General features: G+C 69.3%; 15 protein-coding genes. 4 read left to right on the forward strand and 11 right to left on the reverse strand.

The features are described 5' to 3' along the window. The first annotated feature begins 87 nt into the window (after nucleotides 1–87). Nucleotides 88–483 (forward strand): hypothetical protein, encoded by a 396-nt coding sequence (locus tag AC069H_RS24655; RefSeq protein ID WP_478225009.1) that lies wholly within the window; start codon nucleotides 88–90, stop codon nucleotides 481–483. A gap of 111 nt (nucleotides 484–594) precedes the next feature. On the opposite strand, the gene AC069H_RS24660 is transcribed toward AC069H_RS24655, so the two are convergent. The 3 genes from AC069H_RS24660 to guaB form a co-directional block, all read right to left on the reverse strand. Then, nucleotides 595–1,728, reverse strand: coding sequence for a GuaB3 family IMP dehydrogenase-related protein (locus tag AC069H_RS24660; protein ID WP_034304399.1), 1,134 nt, complete (start codon nucleotides 1,726–1,728; stop codon nucleotides 595–597). Between the two features lie 160 nt (nucleotides 1,729–1,888). Further along, nucleotides 1,889–2,341 carry a DUF3574 domain-containing protein gene (locus AC069H_RS24665; protein ID WP_478233961.1) on the reverse strand — a complete coding sequence of 151 codons (453 nt, stop codon included), beginning with the start codon at nucleotides 2,339–2,341 and terminating at the stop codon, nucleotides 1,889–1,891. Between the two features lie 81 nt (nucleotides 2,342–2,422). Continuing rightward, nucleotides 2,423–3,934 carry an IMP dehydrogenase gene (gene guaB, locus AC069H_RS24670; protein WP_340684712.1) on the reverse strand — a complete coding sequence of 504 codons (1,512 nt, stop codon included), beginning with the start codon at nucleotides 3,932–3,934 and terminating at the stop codon, nucleotides 2,423–2,425. Between the two features lie 123 nt (nucleotides 3,935–4,057). Here guaB and AC069H_RS24675 point away from each other — a divergent pair, with 123 nt between their 5' ends. Then, nucleotides 4,058–4,444, forward strand: coding sequence for a DUF5319 domain-containing protein (locus tag AC069H_RS24675; protein WP_005166667.1), 387 nt, complete (start codon nucleotides 4,058–4,060; stop codon nucleotides 4,442–4,444). A gap of 73 nt (nucleotides 4,445–4,517) precedes the next feature. Here AC069H_RS24675 and AC069H_RS24680 read toward each other — a convergent pair whose 3' ends face one another. The 5 genes from AC069H_RS24680 to AC069H_RS24700 all read right to left on the reverse strand — a co-directional run bounded on the left by AC069H_RS24680 (nucleotide 4,518) and on the right by AC069H_RS24700 (nucleotide 8,917). Beyond that, nucleotides 4,518–5,462 carry an anti-sigma-D factor RsdA gene (locus AC069H_RS24680; RefSeq protein WP_478233962.1) on the reverse strand — a complete coding sequence of 315 codons (945 nt, stop codon included), beginning with the start codon at nucleotides 5,460–5,462 and terminating at the stop codon, nucleotides 4,518–4,520. Beyond that, complete coding sequence (locus tag AC069H_RS24685) at nucleotides 5,463–6,035, reverse strand: sigma-70 family RNA polymerase sigma factor (RefSeq protein ID WP_037314832.1); 573 nt, start codon at nucleotides 6,033–6,035, stop codon at nucleotides 5,463–5,465. It abuts the gene before it with no gap. A 381-nt stretch (nucleotides 6,036–6,416) separates the two neighbouring features. Further along, nucleotides 6,417–7,013, reverse strand: a complete 597-nt coding sequence (locus tag AC069H_RS24690) for a response regulator transcription factor (protein ID WP_003073605.1) — start codon at nucleotides 7,011–7,013, stop codon at nucleotides 6,417–6,419. Nucleotides 7,014–7,153: 140 nt separating this feature from the next. Next, a complete protein-coding gene (locus AC069H_RS24695; protein WP_478233963.1) occupies nucleotides 7,154–7,993 on the reverse strand; it encodes a hypothetical protein in 840 nt (279 codons plus the stop codon). 9 nt (nucleotides 7,994–8,002) lie between these two features. Next, entirely contained in the window at nucleotides 8,003–8,917 is a 915-nt protein-coding gene (locus AC069H_RS24700; RefSeq protein WP_478234053.1) for a MerR family transcriptional regulator, read from the reverse strand. A 230-nt stretch (nucleotides 8,918–9,147) separates the two neighbouring features. Here AC069H_RS24700 and AC069H_RS24705 point away from each other — a divergent pair, with 230 nt between their 5' ends. Continuing rightward, on the forward strand, nucleotides 9,148–9,468 hold the full coding sequence (locus AC069H_RS24705) for a WhiB family transcriptional regulator (RefSeq protein WP_007031108.1): 321 nt from the start codon (nucleotides 9,148–9,150) through the stop codon (nucleotides 9,466–9,468). 333 nt (nucleotides 9,469–9,801) lie between these two features. On the opposite strand, the gene groL is transcribed toward AC069H_RS24705, so the two are convergent. The 3 genes from groL to AC069H_RS24720 form a co-directional block, all read right to left on the reverse strand. Continuing rightward, the gene (groL, locus tag AC069H_RS24710; RefSeq protein ID WP_034304382.1) at nucleotides 9,802–11,415 is read right to left on the reverse strand and encodes a chaperonin GroEL; all 1,614 of its coding nucleotides are present in this window, start codon (nucleotides 11,413–11,415) and stop codon (nucleotides 9,802–9,804) included. A gap of 100 nt (nucleotides 11,416–11,515) precedes the next feature. Then, complete coding sequence (gene groES, locus AC069H_RS24715; protein WP_007031106.1) at nucleotides 11,516–11,809, reverse strand: co-chaperone GroES; 294 nt, start codon at nucleotides 11,807–11,809, stop codon at nucleotides 11,516–11,518. Nucleotides 11,810–12,026: 217 nt separating this feature from the next. Further along, complete coding sequence (locus tag AC069H_RS24720) at nucleotides 12,027–12,677, reverse strand: HAD family hydrolase (RefSeq protein ID WP_478233964.1); 651 nt, start codon at nucleotides 12,675–12,677, stop codon at nucleotides 12,027–12,029. Nucleotides 12,678–12,818: 141 nt separating this feature from the next. Here AC069H_RS24720 and AC069H_RS24725 point away from each other — a divergent pair, with 141 nt between their 5' ends. Then, entirely contained in the window at nucleotides 12,819–14,714 is a 1,896-nt protein-coding gene (locus AC069H_RS24725; RefSeq protein WP_478233965.1) for an N-acetylmuramoyl-L-alanine amidase, read from the forward strand. Nucleotides 14,715–14,721: the final 7 nt, after the last annotated feature.

Below are 14,721 nucleotides of genomic sequence, written 5' to 3' on the forward strand. Positions count from 1 at the left end.
CCCGGCCACCCCTTCTGACCAGAGGTAAGTTACTGGCCGGTTACCTTCCAGCCGAATGCACGAACGCGGCTGGGGCATCATCGACCGGTGGATACGGATGCACTGCTGACGATCGACCTGACGCGTGACGAGCGCACGGTACTGCGCTGTGGCCTGGCGGAATGGGGTGGACCGGCCGCGTGCACCGACGACCTCGCCATCGCGATGGGCTTCAAGGACGTGCCCGACCTCTTCGAACAAGCGCGAAGGTTGCGCGGGGCGCTGGCCGACGAAAAACCACTAAGCGCCTCGGACTGGCGCAGGGCCCTCGTGGCCACCGAAATCGTGTTCGCCAGCGACGTCTTCGGCTCCGGGATGGACTGGTCGATCACCACGGGCTTCGCGGACGACGAAACCCTCCCGATCCTGCGGGACCTACAGCGGAAGATCGCCCGGGCTCTCGGCTCGTCCCACTACCGCCCCCGGCCGCCGGAGCGCCTTTAGCAGGCTAAACGCGACACAGGAGGGACGCATGGGGCTGATGGGGCTCCAGAACACGAAGACGGCCCGGATCGCGTTTAGCGGGCTAAACGCGATCCAGGCCGGGAGCGAGCGTCAGCGGCGGACGGTCAGGCCGACCCGCTGGAACTCCTTCAGGTCCGAGTAGCCCGTCTTCGCCATCGCGCGGCGAAGCGCGCCGAAGAGGTTCACGACGCCCTCGGCGTCCGAGGACGGCCCGAAGAGCAGCGTCTTCAGGTCGACGGCGTAGTCCGGCCCCAGCGCCACGCGCGAACGCGGCAGCGACGGGTGCGCGGCGGCCGACGTCCAGTAGAGCCCCTGCCCCGGCGCCTCGGAGGCGGCGGCCAGCGGCGCGCCCAGCATGACCGCGTCGGCACCGCAGGCGATGGCCTTGGCGATGTCGCCGGACGTGCTCATCCCGCCGTCGGCGAGCACGTGGACGTACCGGCCGCCGGTCTCGTCGAGGTAGTCACGGCGAGCGGCCGCGGCGTCGACGATCGCGGTCGCCATCGGCGTCCCGATCCCCAGCACGCTGTCGGTGCTCGTCACGCCGCGGCTGGCCCCGTGCCCGACTATGACGCCGGCCGCGCCGGTGCGCATCAGGTGCATCGCGGTGCGGTAGTCGCTGACGCCGCCCGCGATCACCGGGACGTCGAGCCGTCCGATGAAGTCCTTCAGGTCCAGCGGCTCGGCGTCCCGCTGGACGTGCTCGGCGGAGATGATCGTGCCCTGCACGACGAGGATCTCGACGCCCGCCGCGAGCAGGTCCGGCGTCAGCTCGGCGGCGTGCTGCGGGCTGACCCGCGCGGCCACGGTGACCCCGGACTCGCGGACGGTCTTGATCGCCTCGGTCAGCAGGTCCAGCCGGATCGGGGCGGAGTGCAGTTCCTGCAGCTCACGCACGATCGCGGTCGGATCCTCGGTGTCCTCGGCGGCCCGGACGAGGCGGAAGATTGCGTCCTCGACGTTCGGGTGCCGCGCCCACAGCCCTTCGGCGTTGAGGACGCCCAGCCCGCCGAGTTCGCCGACGGCCACCGCGGTTCCCGGCGACACGATCGCGTCGGTGGGGTGGGTGACCAGCGGCAGCTCGAACCGGTACGCGTCGATCTGCCAGGCGGTGGACACGACCGAAGACGACCGGGTGCGCCGCGACGGCACGATCTCCACGTCATCGAGGTCATACGCCCGCCGCGCGGTGCGGCCCATGCCGATCTCGACCAGATCCCGCACGTCAAGTCCCTTCTCACCGACGACCGTTACACCCCATTGTCGCTAGGCCGCGTGGGTGACCTGCGCACGGGGCACCCGAACCGGGCCGGAGGTCACACCAGCCCCATGCGCCCCACCCGTTTCACGTTTAGCCCGCTAAAGGCGCTCCCGGGCGTTGGGGTCAGAAGGAGACCTTCTCCACGGAGTCGGTCCGGAGGACGGATTCCTGCGCAAAGGCCTTTTTGTAGTCGGTCCGGATCTCTTCGATCTCGCGGTTCGCGTCGCGGTCGCTGAACGGGTACACGACGACGACCACCTTCGACTTCTCTCGCGAGATCACGCCGTCCGAACCGCGCCACTGGCCGCGTCCGGTCAGCTCGGTGAACCCGTCCGGGAACCTCGGCGTGACGACCTTGTCGGTGAACGCGGCGAACTCGGCGTCGGTCAGCTCCCCGCCGCCCGGCTTCGTCGTCCCGAAGTACAGCTCGGTGCGCTTCCACAGCTCACCCGGTGACGCCTGGAAGGCGACGGCCTCGGACGTGGAAGGTGCGGCGGAAGCGGCCACCCCGCCGCCGAGCCCGAGGACCGCGGCGGCGAAGACGGCCAGAGCGGTCCGGCGCGACGTGAAAGACATCGGTTCCTCCCAGGAGACTTGATCAGCGAGCCAAGTCTCCCGGGAACGGAACCGGATGGGTAAGTGTCCTGAGGGGGCGGACTAACGGGTGGTGTAGTTCGGCGCCTCGACGGTCATCGTGATGTCGTGCGGGTGGCTCTCCTTGAGGCCTGCCGCGGTGATCCGCACCAGCTGCGCCTCCTGCAGCTCGGGGATCGTCGACGCGCCCGCGTAGCCCATGCCCGACCGCAGCCCGCCCACCAGCTGGTGGACGACGTTCGCCAGCGGCCCGCGGAACGGGATCCGCCCCTCGATGCCCTCGGGGACCAGCTTGTCCTCGCTCAGCACGTCGTCCTGGGCGTAGCGGTCCTTCGAGTAGGACTTCGCCTGGCCGCGCGACTGCATGGCGCCCAGCGAGCCCATCCCGCGGTAGGTCTTGAACTGCTTGCCGTTGACCAGGATCAGGTCGCCGGGCGATTCGGCGGTGCCCGCGAGCAGGCTGCCGAGCATCACCGTGGACGCGCCGGACGCGATCGCCTTCGCGATGTCACCCGAGTACTGGATGCCGCCGTCACCGATCACCGGGATCCCGGCCGGACGCGCCGCCTGGTCGGCCTCGTAGATCGCGGAGATCTGCGGCACGCCGACCCCGGCGACGATGCGGGTGGTGCAGATCGAGCCGGGGCCGACACCGACCTTGATCCCGTCCGCGCCCGCCTCCACCAGCGCCTGCGCGCCGGCCCGGGTCGCGACGTTGCCACCGACGATGTCGACGGTGTCGCCCAGCTCCTTCTTCAACAGCGCGACGGTCTCGACGACGGCGCGGGAGTGCCCGTGCGCGGTGTCCACCATCAGCACGTCGACCCCGGCGTCGGCCAGCGCCATCGCGCGCTTGTGCCCGTCCGGGCCGACCCCGACGGCGGCACCGACGATCAGGCGGCCGTTGGTGTCCTTGGAGGCGTTCGGGTACTGCTCGGTCTTGACGAAGTCCTTGACCGTGATCAGCCCGCGCAGCTTGCCCGCGCCGTCGACGATCGGCAGCTTCTCGATCTTGTGGCGGCGCAGCAGCCCGAGCGCGGCCTCCGCGGTGACGCCGACCTGCGCGGTGACCAGCGGCGGCTTCGTCATCACCTCGTGCACCGCGCGGGTGTGGTCGACTTCGAACCGCATGTCGCGGTTGGTGATGATGCCCACCAGCGACCCGGCGGCGTCCGTGACCGGCACACCGGAGATCCGGAACCGCGCGCACAGGGCGTCGACCTCGGCGAGGGTGTCCTCGGGCGAGCACGTGACCGGATCGGTCACCATGCCCGCTTCGGAGCGCTTCACGACCTCGACGGCGGCCGCCTGGTCGTCGATCGGCAGGTTGCGCTGCAGCACGCCCATCCCGCCCTGGCGGGCCATCGCGATGGCCATCCGGCCCTCGGTGACGGTGTCCATGGCGGCGGAGACCAGCGGGATGTTCAGGGTGACGTTGCGGGAGAGCCGGGTGCGGGTGCTGACCGCACTGGGCACCACGTCGGACTCGGCCGGCAGCAGCAGCACGTCGTCGAAGGTCAGCCCGAGCATGGCGAACTTGCTCGGGACGGGGGCGGTGACGCTGTCGCTGGTCATAGCAGGCGAAGGGCCTTCCTAGCGGTGATGAACGTGTCGCTGTGGCGACGCGAGGGCCTGCCCCTCATGATATCCGGGCCGGGCGGCCGCCCGGCCCGGGTGGGCGCCCGGTAGCGTGCAGGCGTGCCGCAAGATGCGTTGCCCCCAGACCCGTTCGCGGATGACCCGGACGACCCGGCCCGCGCGTTCATCGACGACGCCGACCGGCTCGACGAGCCGATCAGCGACGAAGAACGCACCGAGTTGCTGGCCGACCTCTCCGATCTCGCCGTCTACCAGGCGCTCCTAGAGCCGCGCGGAGTGCGCGGGATCGTGGTCGACTGCGGTGAATGCGACGAGCCCCACTACCACGACTGGCATCTGCTGCGCGCCAGTCTCGAGCAGCTGCTCGCCGACGGCCGCATGCGGCCGCACGAGCCCGCGTTCGACCCCAACCCCGGTGACTACGTGAGCTGGGACTACTGCCGCGGGTTCGCGGACGGTGTCACGGCCAACGAAAGCGCCTACTGATCGCGTTTAGCCCGCTAAAGGCGAAGGGCCCGGTGAGAGAGATCTCACCAGGCCCTTCGGCGTTTTCGGGGTGCTACGTCGTCTCGCCCGCGGCGGGAGCCTGCGCTCCGGCGCCCGGCGTCGGCTCATTCCGCGAGCCACCGGGGTCGTTGCCCGAGGCCGGCGGCGTCGTGGACGTCGTGGGCGGCGGCGGCTCGCTGGTCGTGGTCGGCGGAGTCGGCGAGGGAGTCGTGGTGCCCGGCAGACTCGTGCCGGGGTTGCCGCCTCCGGGCAGTGACGTCGGCGGAGCGGTCGGCTGCGGAGTGGGCTGCGGTGTGGTCGCGGCCGGGGTCTGCGACGGCTGCTGCTGATCCGGCGGCAAAGGCTGCTGGCCGGGGTTCTGCAGCTGAGCACTCAACTGGCGGTGCTGTTCGAGCAGCTGATCGCGGTTCTCTTCGTCGGTCACCTGGCTCAGCGCGGCCTGGGCCTCGTCGAGCGCCTTGCGGGCATCGTCGAGGCGCCCGCCGGCGAGCGCGAGGTTGGCCTTCTCGAGATCGAGTTTGGCCGCCGCGGCGGCCTCGACCGACCGGGCGTGGTCGGCGTAAAGCACCTTGGTCAGGCCCCAGAGCGTGTCACCAGGCTGCGCCTCCTTCGCGGCGAGACCGGTACCGGCGAAGGCGATGGCCAGGACGGCCGCCGCGGCGGCCACCGGGACCAGCAGCCGGCGTCTTCCCCCGTGTTTACGGGCGAGCGCGGCTGTCTTCACGGTGACGACGGCGGTGTCGACGTCGACTAGTTCCGCGAGCGGCTCGCTGTCGATGTCACGCCGCCAGGCCAGCAGCAGCGCGTTGAGTTCCTGATCGCCGAGGTCGTCGGCCATCTTCGGGTCCGAGCCACCGAGTGCGTCGAGCAGCGCGTCATCGGCCTGGACGGCCGACAGATCCGCGGCGAACTCGGCCTCCGAGGGCGTCAGCCCTCTTTCGAAGGCCGTCAGTTCACGATCGGTCTCAGGGGAGAACCGATGGTCGCGATCGGTCACTCAGATCACCTCCTCAGCGGCCAGAACCTTACGTAGGCGCGCGAGGGCCCGATGCTGGGCCACCCGGACGGCGCCGGGGGTGGACCCCACGGCCTCGGCCGTCTCTTCGGCGGACAATCCCACGACCACCCGCAGGACCACGATCTCACGTTGTTTGTCGGGAAGGACGCGCAGCAGCTGCGACATGCGCTCGTTCAACTCGCCTTGAAGGGCACGCTGCTCGGGACCGACGCCGCCCTCGATCTCATCGGGGACTTCGGCGACCGGCTCGGCGCGGTTGCGGGCCGCGGCGCGATGCGCGTCGGCCACCTTGTGCTGGGCGATCCCGTAGACGAAGGCCAGGAACGGGCGGCCCTGATCACGGTACGAAGGCAATGCCGTGAGCACCGCGAGACACACCTCCTGAGCAACGTCGTCTGCGGAAGCGAACGAACGCTCCTGCCTGCCAACCCGAGCGCGGCAGTACCGCACTACCAAAGGACGGATGGCCGCCAGCAACCGCTCGACCGCTTGAGGATCACCCTCAACAGCAGCGGCGACCGGCTCATCCAGTCCGTCCCCCACATTGGCCATCGCAGACAACAGTCCCAGTGTTACGTATAGGCGTGCAAAGAGTCCGGCGTGTGACTTCGGAATCCACTACCGGTGACAGTTACCGTACCGCCCGGGCTCGCCGCCTTCGTTGACGGCCGCCATCGGCGCGCCGACCTGCCGGCGAGCACGCTGAACCCGGATCTTCCTGGTCCCTTTCGCTCGTAGTCGAACTTTCAACGAGCCGGGACACAGTGGTGTACGACGGTCCACCCGGAGGCGGACTCGCTCGGGCAAGGGTGCCCGAGCGGTGAACATAAATGCGCGAAGCGTGACAGGGAACACAGGTACGGGCCAGGGGTACGCCCCCGGCCCGTTCGTCACCCGTTGTGCGATCTCGCCGTTGAAATCAAGAAAGCGTTGTCAGGAAACAAGTCCACGGCGGAATCCGTGGGCGACCGCCTGAGCGCGGTCTCGCACGCCGAGCTTGCGGAACAAGCGGCGCGCGTGGGTCTTCACGGTGTCTTCGGACAGATACAGCTCGCGGCCGATCTGCCCGTTGCTCTTGCCCTGGCTCATCCCGCGAAGCACCTGAAGCTCTCGCTCGGTGAGCTGGACGCCAGGGTCGGACGGCTGACGCGGCGCTGGCACCGAGGTGCTGGCGAGCGTGTGCGCCAGTGCGGCGACCAGCTCGGGACGCGAGGCGTCCCAGCGCAGGTAGCCGCGGGCGCCGCCGGCGATGGCGGCGGCGATGCTGCCCGCGTCGTCCGGGGCGCCGAACACGATCACGTTCGCTTGGGGGTTCGCCGAGACGAGCCGCCGGGTGGCTTCGACGCCGGTCGGGACGGCGCGCTGGGTACCGACCAGCACGACGTCGACCGGCTGACGGGAGTACCGGGCCAGCAGCTCGTCACCGTGCGCTACGCAGTCGATGCGACTGACCCCTGGGACCGCGGACATCACTCGAGTGAGCCCTTCGCGGACACTGCGTCGGTCGTCGCAGATCAAGACCGTCGTCACGGGGTTTCCTTCCTGCAGCCGGGTGACATTCCACTTCCCCTATCGGACGCTTTAGCCCGAACCTTGACACGATCCGGTGGCTTTTTTTGAAAGTTCTTAGCCCGGTTGCCGGAATGGGCCCTCCAACAGGCTAGACGCCATCAGAGGGGTACCCACGGAGATTCCCGGGCGAGCCACCTCCCGCAAGGATCCGCATGCCGTAACACTGCGTGCAACACTTCCGCGCCTCTGAATCGATACTCATCGGCGTGTCCTGCCCCGAAGTCCGCCTCTACCAGGCATGCGACCCACAGAAGTGAATTGAATTCGTATTTTTCGGCGGTTTCGCGCGCGCTCTCGACCAGCGCTTTCGCGCGCTCCCGCTCAGCGGAACCGGCATTCGCGATCGTCACGCCGAGTACAAGCTGTGATTTGACGACGTGTCGGCACGCCCCCCTGGCACGCGCGGTTTCCCACGCCATTTCCGCAGGTGCGATCGCCGCGGCGGAAATGTTACTCGCCAGTTCGATTTCCGCGCCGACCCAGCCCGCCCTCGTCCGGGTCCGCCAGTTGCCGGTGTGCACTTCCGCGCGGGCAAGCAACCTCCGAGCGGCGGCCAGCCTGCCGCGCCCCAGGTTGTCCGCCGCGAGACCGAGGAGTGCGTCCGCCCGCGCGCCCTCGGCGTCCAGACCGTCGGGGTCGGGTTCGCCTCGCGGCTCCGTGATCACCCGTGCGAGCGCCTCGCCGTCGAGGACGAGGGCCGCCGCGTGCCCGCCCAGCTGCCGCCGGTGCGACGCCAGCGTGCTCGCGGCCAGTGACGCGACCACCGGATCCTTGCCCGTGCGCAAACCGTTCAGCAGCGTGGCCGCCGCCGCGTACCGGCCGCGGGCGCCGAGCCCGATCGCGGCAAGCAACCGTCCGCGAGGCGACGCGGGCACCGCGAAGAAGCTCGGCGGCGGCACGCCGTCACCGAACGCGGCGGACCGCAAGGACGATTCCATGCGTCCTTTCTATCGCCTCGCACCGACAAGAACGTGCTCTATCCGGTCGGCGGCGGTCGTCAGTTCGCCGAGCAGTTCGATCTTGTCCGGGAGGGTGGCGGGATCCCAGCCGGGGCCGCACGCGAAGAGCCTGCTGCGCTGACGGCCGCGGGAGATCCTGGCGAACAGGCGAGGGTCCGCGGTCGCACGCCGTCCCGACCACAGGACCACGGCGGCCGGGACGCTGCGGCGCACGGTCACGGCGAGCACTTCGGCGGGCAGGGACGCCCCGAACAGCTGGGCGCCGATCCGGCGTCCCGCCAGCGCCGCGGCGAGCGCGTACATGGGCAGGTTGTCGCGCTCGTCCGGGACGCAGGTCAGCAGGACTGGGCGCTGGTTACGCGGTTCGCGCAGCACCGGCGTGGCGCGGACGAGCGCGGCGTACACGCACTCGGCGAGCAGGTATTCGACCTCCGCGCCGGCGCTGACACCGCGCCAGCGCGCGCCGAGCGCGGTCAGGACCGGCGACACGACACCGGTCCAGGCCGGCAGGACGCCGAGTTCGCGGATCGCGTCGGCGAGCATGCGCTGGACCGCGCCGAAATCCATCGCGAGCGCGGCGGTGCTCAAACGCCTGGCGAGACGGGAAGGAACGTCATGATCGTCGGCGGGCGGCGCGGTGGCCCGCTCCTCCACTTGGACCACGACGGCTTCCGGCTGCTCCGTCGCCGTCCGGGGCATCTGCTCCAGCGCGTACTTCGCCGCTTCAGCCGTCGAGGCGCCCCGAAGCAACGCGCGCTGCATCAGTTCGAGGCGGCCGATGTCGGAGCTGCCGTAGCGACGGTGACGGCCGTTGGTGTGGCGGCTCGGTCCTACGCCGTATCTGCGGTCCCAGGTGCGCAGGGTGGACGGCGCGACCCCGAGCCGGCGAGCGACCGAGGCCACCGGCAGGGTGGGTTCTTCACTGCTGATCCGAGATCCCACTCGACCCAATATCCAGGCAGGCAGGGACCGAGGCAACCGGAACGGAAAGTACCGCTCACACATCCGGGGGATGCCTAACGGCTGAATCGTCTTGAATCTCTTGAACAAGTATTGGCGCGCTTCTAACGTTACCGCCGTTGCACCGAATGGAGTATCCGCAGCGCAGCAGAGCAGGTAAACGCTTCGACCGGATGACGGAGGCGGTCAGGATGGCGGACACACGCAGGCTCCCGGGGCCCAACGCGGATGTATGGGACTGGCAGCTCGAAGGGTCGTGCCGAGGCATGGACAGCGCGTCCTTCTTTCACCCTGACGGCGAGCGCGGGCCAGCCAGAGCCCGCCGCGAGGCGAGGGCCAAAGCCGTGTGCCTGGCCTGCCCGGTACTGGCCATGTGCCGGAACCACGCGCTCGCCGTGCACGAGCCGTACGGCATCTGGGGCGGACTGTCGGAATCGGAACGCGAGCACATCATCAAGGCGGACAAGCGCACACTGAGCATGTCGAACGGCTGAACCGGCCGAGTCGGCGACGCGGAAGGGCGGCATCCGGGTGGGGTGCCGCCCTTCCGCGTCTCCCGCCCCGGATCGCGATTAGGGGGCTGAACGCAGGTCGGTGCGACCCTGGGCACCCGCGCCACCCAGATCGCGTTTAGCCCGCGAAACGCAGGTCGGCCTCGGACGCCGCTTCCCGACCGCCGGATCGCGATTAGCCCGCGAAACGCAGGTCCGCGGCGCGGCACCGCAGAGCGCGCCGGATCGCGATTAGGGGGCTAAACGCAGGTCGGCGGCGGGCACGAAAACGGGGCGGCACTCCGGATGGAGTACCGCCCCGCTTCAGGGGTGGAACTAGTGCGCGTGGCCGTGACCGGCCGCGGCGGGCTCCTCCTCGACCGGCTTCTCGACGATGGAGCTCTCCGTCGTGAGCACGAGCCGGGCGATGGAAGCGGCGTTCGCCACCGCGGACCGGGTCACCTTGACCGGGTCGACGATGCCGGCGGCCAGCAGGTCGGTGAGCTCACCGGTGGCGGCGTTGAAGCCGTGCCCCCAGCTCTGCTCCTGGACCTTGTTCACGATGACCGCGCCCTCATGGCCCGCGTTGGTCGCGATCCAGAACAGCGGGGCGGACAGCGCGTCGCGGACGATGCGCACACCGGTCGCTTCGTCGCCCTCGAGGCCGAGGCCGCCGTCGAGCTCCTTGACCGCGTGCACCAGCGCCGAGCCACCGCCGGGCAGGATGCCCTCTTCGACGGCCGCCTTGGTCGAAGCCACGGCGTCCTCGATGCGGTGCTTGCGCTCGTTCAGCTCGGTCTCGGTGGCCGCGCCGACCTTGATCACCGCGACACCGCCGCCGAGCTTCGCCAGCCGCTCCTGCAGCTTCTCGCGGTCCCAGTCGGAGTCGGTGTTCTCGATCTCCTTGCGGATCTGCGCGACGCGGGCCGCGATGTCGTCCTTGGTGCCGGCACCGTCGACGAGCGTGGTGTCGTCCTTGGTGACGACGATCCGGCGGGCGTTGCCCAGCTGGGCCAGCGTGGTCTCGGACAGCTTGTGCCCGATCTCGGCCGAGATGACCTCGCCGCCGGTGACGACCGCGAGGTCATCCAGGAACGCCTTGCGGCGGTCGCCGAAGAACGGCGCCTTGACCGCGACGGCGGTGATCGTCTTGCGCAGCGAGTTCACGACGAGGGTCGACAGCGCTTCACCGTCGACGTCCTCGGCGATGATCAGCAGCGGCTTCTTGGCCTCGACGACCTTCTCCAGCACCGGGAGCAGGTCGGCCAGCGCCGAGATCTTCTCGCGGACCAGCAGGATGTAGGCGTCCTCGAGGATCGCCTTCTGCTCCTCCGGGTTGGTCGCGAAGTGCGCCGACAGGAAACCCTTGTCGAACTGCACACCCTCGGTGATCACGAGCTCGGTCGCCAGCGTGGACGACTCCTCGATCGTGATGACACCGTCTTCACCGACCCGTTCGACGGCCTCGCCGAGCAGGGCGCCGATGGCCGCGTCACGCGAGGTGACGGTGCCGACCTGGGCGATGTTGTCGCGACCCTTGACCGGGGTCGCCTTCTCCTTGAGGACCGCGATGACCTTCTCCGCGGCGGCCTCGATGCCACGGCCGACGGCGGTCGGGTTGGCACCGGCGGCGACGTTGCGCAGGCCGACCTTCACCAGCGACTGCGCGAGCACGGTCGCGGTCGTGGTGCCGTCACCGGCGACGTCGTTGGTCTTGGTGGCGACGCTCTTGGCGAGCTGGGCGCCGAGGTTCTCGAACGGGTCGTCGAGCTCGATCTCACGAGCGACGGTGACGCCGTCGAGGGTGATGGTCGGGCCACCGAACTTCTTGTCGAGCACGACGTGGCGACCGCGCGGGCCGAGGGTGACCTTGACCGCGTCGGCGAGCTTGTTCACCCCGCGCTCGAGCGCGCGACGAGCGTCCTCGTCGAAACTGATCTGCTTGGGCATGGCCTGTTCCGCTTACCTTCCAGTTCTAAAGCTCGGAAAACACGAACGCCCCGTTCCCCGGCAATGCGGGGCCCGGGGCGTCATGCGCTGAGAGCGGACGTCAGTTGATGACGGCCAGCACGTCGCGAGCGGAAAGGATCAAGTAGTCCTCACCGTTGTACTTCACTTCGGTGCCGCCGTACTTGGAGTAGATGACGACGTCGCCGACGGAAACGTCGAGCGGGACGCGGTTGCCCTTGTCGTCGATGCGGCCCGGGCCCACGGCCAGAACCTTGCCCTCCTGGGGCTTCTCCTTGGCGGTGTCGGGGATGACGAGGCCGGAAGCGGTCGTCTCCTCGGCCTCACTCGTCTGGACAACGATCTTGTCCTCGAGCGGCTTGATGTTCACGCTCACCGGGTTGACCTCCACGGTCGTCGAAAGCGTTGGCAGGATGAGTTACGGCTCCTACCACCCCCGCCGTCGCGGGTGCCGGGGCGTGTTCGGGCCGTGCAATTAGCACTCTAGCCATGTGAGTGCCAGCTTCGCAAGGAGGGTCCGCTCACCCCGTGAAAACTCGGCCTCCGAGCCCGTGACCGGCCGTTTTGTTGAGCCCGGTACCACCGGATCGCGATTAGGGGGCTAAACGCAAGTCCGCGAGGTCGGTCACCAGGGCATCGGGGTCGAGAGCCGCGAGGGCCCTGCGCTTCGCAGGCGTCTTCGCCAGAGCGATCGAAGCGACGCCCGCGGCGTGGGCGGCCAGGATGTCCGCGGCCGAGTCGCCGACCATGACGCACTGCCCCGGCGACGTGACCAGGGCCTTCACCGCGGCGTCGAGGAGCGCCGGCCCCGGCTTCAGCAGCGCGGGATCGCTCGTCGTCCGCGCGCTGATCCCGCGGATGTGCACGGCGAGTTCGTGCAGCCCCAGGAAGGACCTGATCGCGTCGACGGAGTTGTTGCTGACGATCGTCACCGTGAACCCCTGCGCGCGCCATTCGCGGAGCACTTCCGCGATACCGGGAGCCGGCGAGATCAGGGCGACGGCCTCCCCCTCGAAGCGGTTGAACTGCCGCTCGACGACGTGCGCGGCGTTCGGTCCGCACGAGGCGGCGTACCGGAGCACGTCGAACGGATCGGACGAGGCGATCACCTCCGGCTCGATGAGGCGTTTGAGCCTGTCCGCCACCTCGCTCGCCGGAAGCCTGGCGAACACGTCGCACACCGGACCGTCGAAGTCGAGGAAGACGTGGTCCTTCTCCTGCAGAAGCTCCTTCACCCCAGTCATGCCCCCACCTTGCCACCGACCTGCGTTTAGCCCCCTAATCGCGATCTGGAGGGACCTTACGGACGAAGCCGGTTTCTGGTTAGGTTCCGACCATTGGGGTCGGTCCTGTTCAGCAGACCTAGTCACTGGGGGTATACGCCCATGCCGCGTCCCTTCCGTCCCGTAACCCTCGAGCCACTCCGACGCCGGTCCAAACGGACCGCCGGGCTCGCCGTCCTCGCCCTCGCAGCAGGCCTCCTCGCCGCTGTCCCCGCCGAAGCCGCCCCTGCGGACCAGCAGCGTCAGCGGGACTTCGCGGCCGCCGCGCGGGAGTTCGGCGTCCCGGAGAACGTCCTGCTCGGCGTCTCCTTCCTGGAGTCGCGCTGGGATTTCAACGCCGGCACCCCGAGCACGTCCGCGGGGTACGGCCCGATGCACCTGACCGACCTCCGCGAGGCGGGCACGGGCACGCATCACGACGAAGGCGAGGAGGACCCGCGCGGCGACGACGCCCGCCCGGCGAAGCTCCCGGTGACTCCGGCGCCGAAGCCTCCCCCGCCCGGCCTCCAGACCATCGACGACGCGGCCGCGCTCATCGGCCAGGACGTCGCGACGCTGCGCACGAACACCACGCAGAACATCCGCGGTGGCGCCGCTCTGCTGGCGAAGTACCAGCGCGAGACCGGCGACTGGAGGGCCGCCATCGCGCGCTACAGCGGCGCGAAGGACGCGGAGGGAGCGCAGGTCTTCGCCGACGAAGTCTTCGACACCATCTCCAAGGGCGTCAGCCGCAGGACCGACGACGGCCAGAACGTCACCCTCGCCGCTTCACCGGTGAGCCCGGCGCGCGCCCAGGCCGGAGCCCCGAAGATCGAGTGTCCGAAGAAGGTCTCGTGCCTTTCCGTGCCGGCGCCGTACCAGGAGTTGCCGGACAACGACTACGGCAACCACGACAAAGCGGACCGGCCGAAGAGTCAGAAGGTCGAATACATCATCATCCACGACACCGAGGGCTACTGGGACACGGCGATGGACCTTGTCACCGACCCGACGTACGTGAGCTGGCACTACACGATCCGCTCGTCCGACGGCCAGATCGCGCAGCACGTGCCGACCAAGGACGTCGCCTGGCACGCGGGCAACTGGTACGTCAACGCGAAGTCCGTCGGCATCGAGCACGAGGGCTTCGCCGCGAAGGGCACTTGGTACACGGAGGCGATGTACCGCACCTCCGCGAAGCTCGTCGCCTACCTCGCGCGGAAGTACGACATCCCACTCGACCGCGCGCATATTCTCGGCCACGACAACGTCCCCGGCACGATCCCCTCGACCATCAGGGGCATGCACTGGGATCCGGGCCCGTACTGGAACTGGGCGCACTACTTCGAGCTGATGGGCGCGCCGCTTTCCGGCTTCGGCCGTCCCGGCTCACCGCTGGTGACCATCACCCCGGACTTCGCCACGAACCAGCCCGCGTTCACCGGCTGCGAGACGGCCGGAAAGCCTTGCCCGGCAAGGGGTTCCGGTTCGGTCGTGCTGCGCAGCGAGCCGAGCGACTCGGCGCCGCTGCTCAAGGACATCGGCCTGCGCCCGGACGGTTCGGCGAGCACGATGGCCGTTTCCGACATCGGCAGCCGGGCGGAGACCGGCCAGCGGTACGTGGTCGCCGAGCGGCGTGACGGCTGGACGGCTATCTGGTACCTCGGCCAGAAGGGCTGGTTCCGCGACCAGCGCACGACGAGTCCGGCGTTCGGCCTGGTCGTCACGCCGAAGCCCGGCCTGGCGACCGTGCCGGTGTTCGGGCGGGCGTATCCCGAAGCCGAGGCCTATCCGGCGAACGTGCCGGTGCAGCAGGTCGTCCCGCTGCCGTACACGTTCTCGGCGGGACAGCGGTACTCGCTCGGCAACGTCCTCGGTTCCGAGTACTACTCGGCGACGACGTTCGACCCGGCGAACCACGTGGTCGTCAAGGGCAAGACGAAGTACGTGCAGATCCAGTTCGGACACCGCATCGCCTTCGTGAAGGCGGACGACGTCCGGATCCTGCCCGCGCTCTGAAACCGTC

It is taken from the genome of Amycolatopsis sp. NPDC043887 (assembly GCF_056435665.1).

Excerpts from the sequence above, each read along its gene's own strand:
- AC069H_RS24665 (WP_478233961.1), bottom strand. The coding sequence starts at position 2,341 with ATGTCTTTCACGTCGCGCCGGACCGCTCTGGCCGTCTTCGCCGCCGCG.
- AC069H_RS24685 (WP_037314832.1), bottom strand. The coding sequence starts at position 6,035 with ATGGCCAATGTGGGGGACGGACTGGATGAGCCGGTCGCCGCTGCTGTT.
- AC069H_RS24695 (WP_478233963.1), bottom strand. The coding sequence starts at position 7,993 with ATGGAATCGTCCTTGCGGTCCGCCGCGTTCGGTGACGGCGTGCCGCCG.
- AC069H_RS24720 (WP_478233964.1), bottom strand. The coding sequence starts at position 12,677 with ATGACTGGGGTGAAGGAGCTTCTGCAGGAGAAGGACCACGTCTTCCTC.
- groL (WP_034304382.1), bottom strand. The coding sequence starts at position 11,415 with ATGCCCAAGCAGATCAGTTTCGACGAGGACGCTCGTCGCGCGCTCGAG.
- AC069H_RS24705 (WP_007031108.1), top strand. The coding sequence starts at position 9,148 with ATGACGGAGGCGGTCAGGATGGCGGACACACGCAGGCTCCCGGGGCCC.
- AC069H_RS24725 (WP_478233965.1), top strand. The coding sequence starts at position 12,819 with ATGCCGCGTCCCTTCCGTCCCGTAACCCTCGAGCCACTCCGACGCCGG.
- guaB (WP_340684712.1), bottom strand. The coding sequence starts at position 3,934 with ATGACCAGCGACAGCGTCACCGCCCCCGTCCCGAGCAAGTTCGCCATG.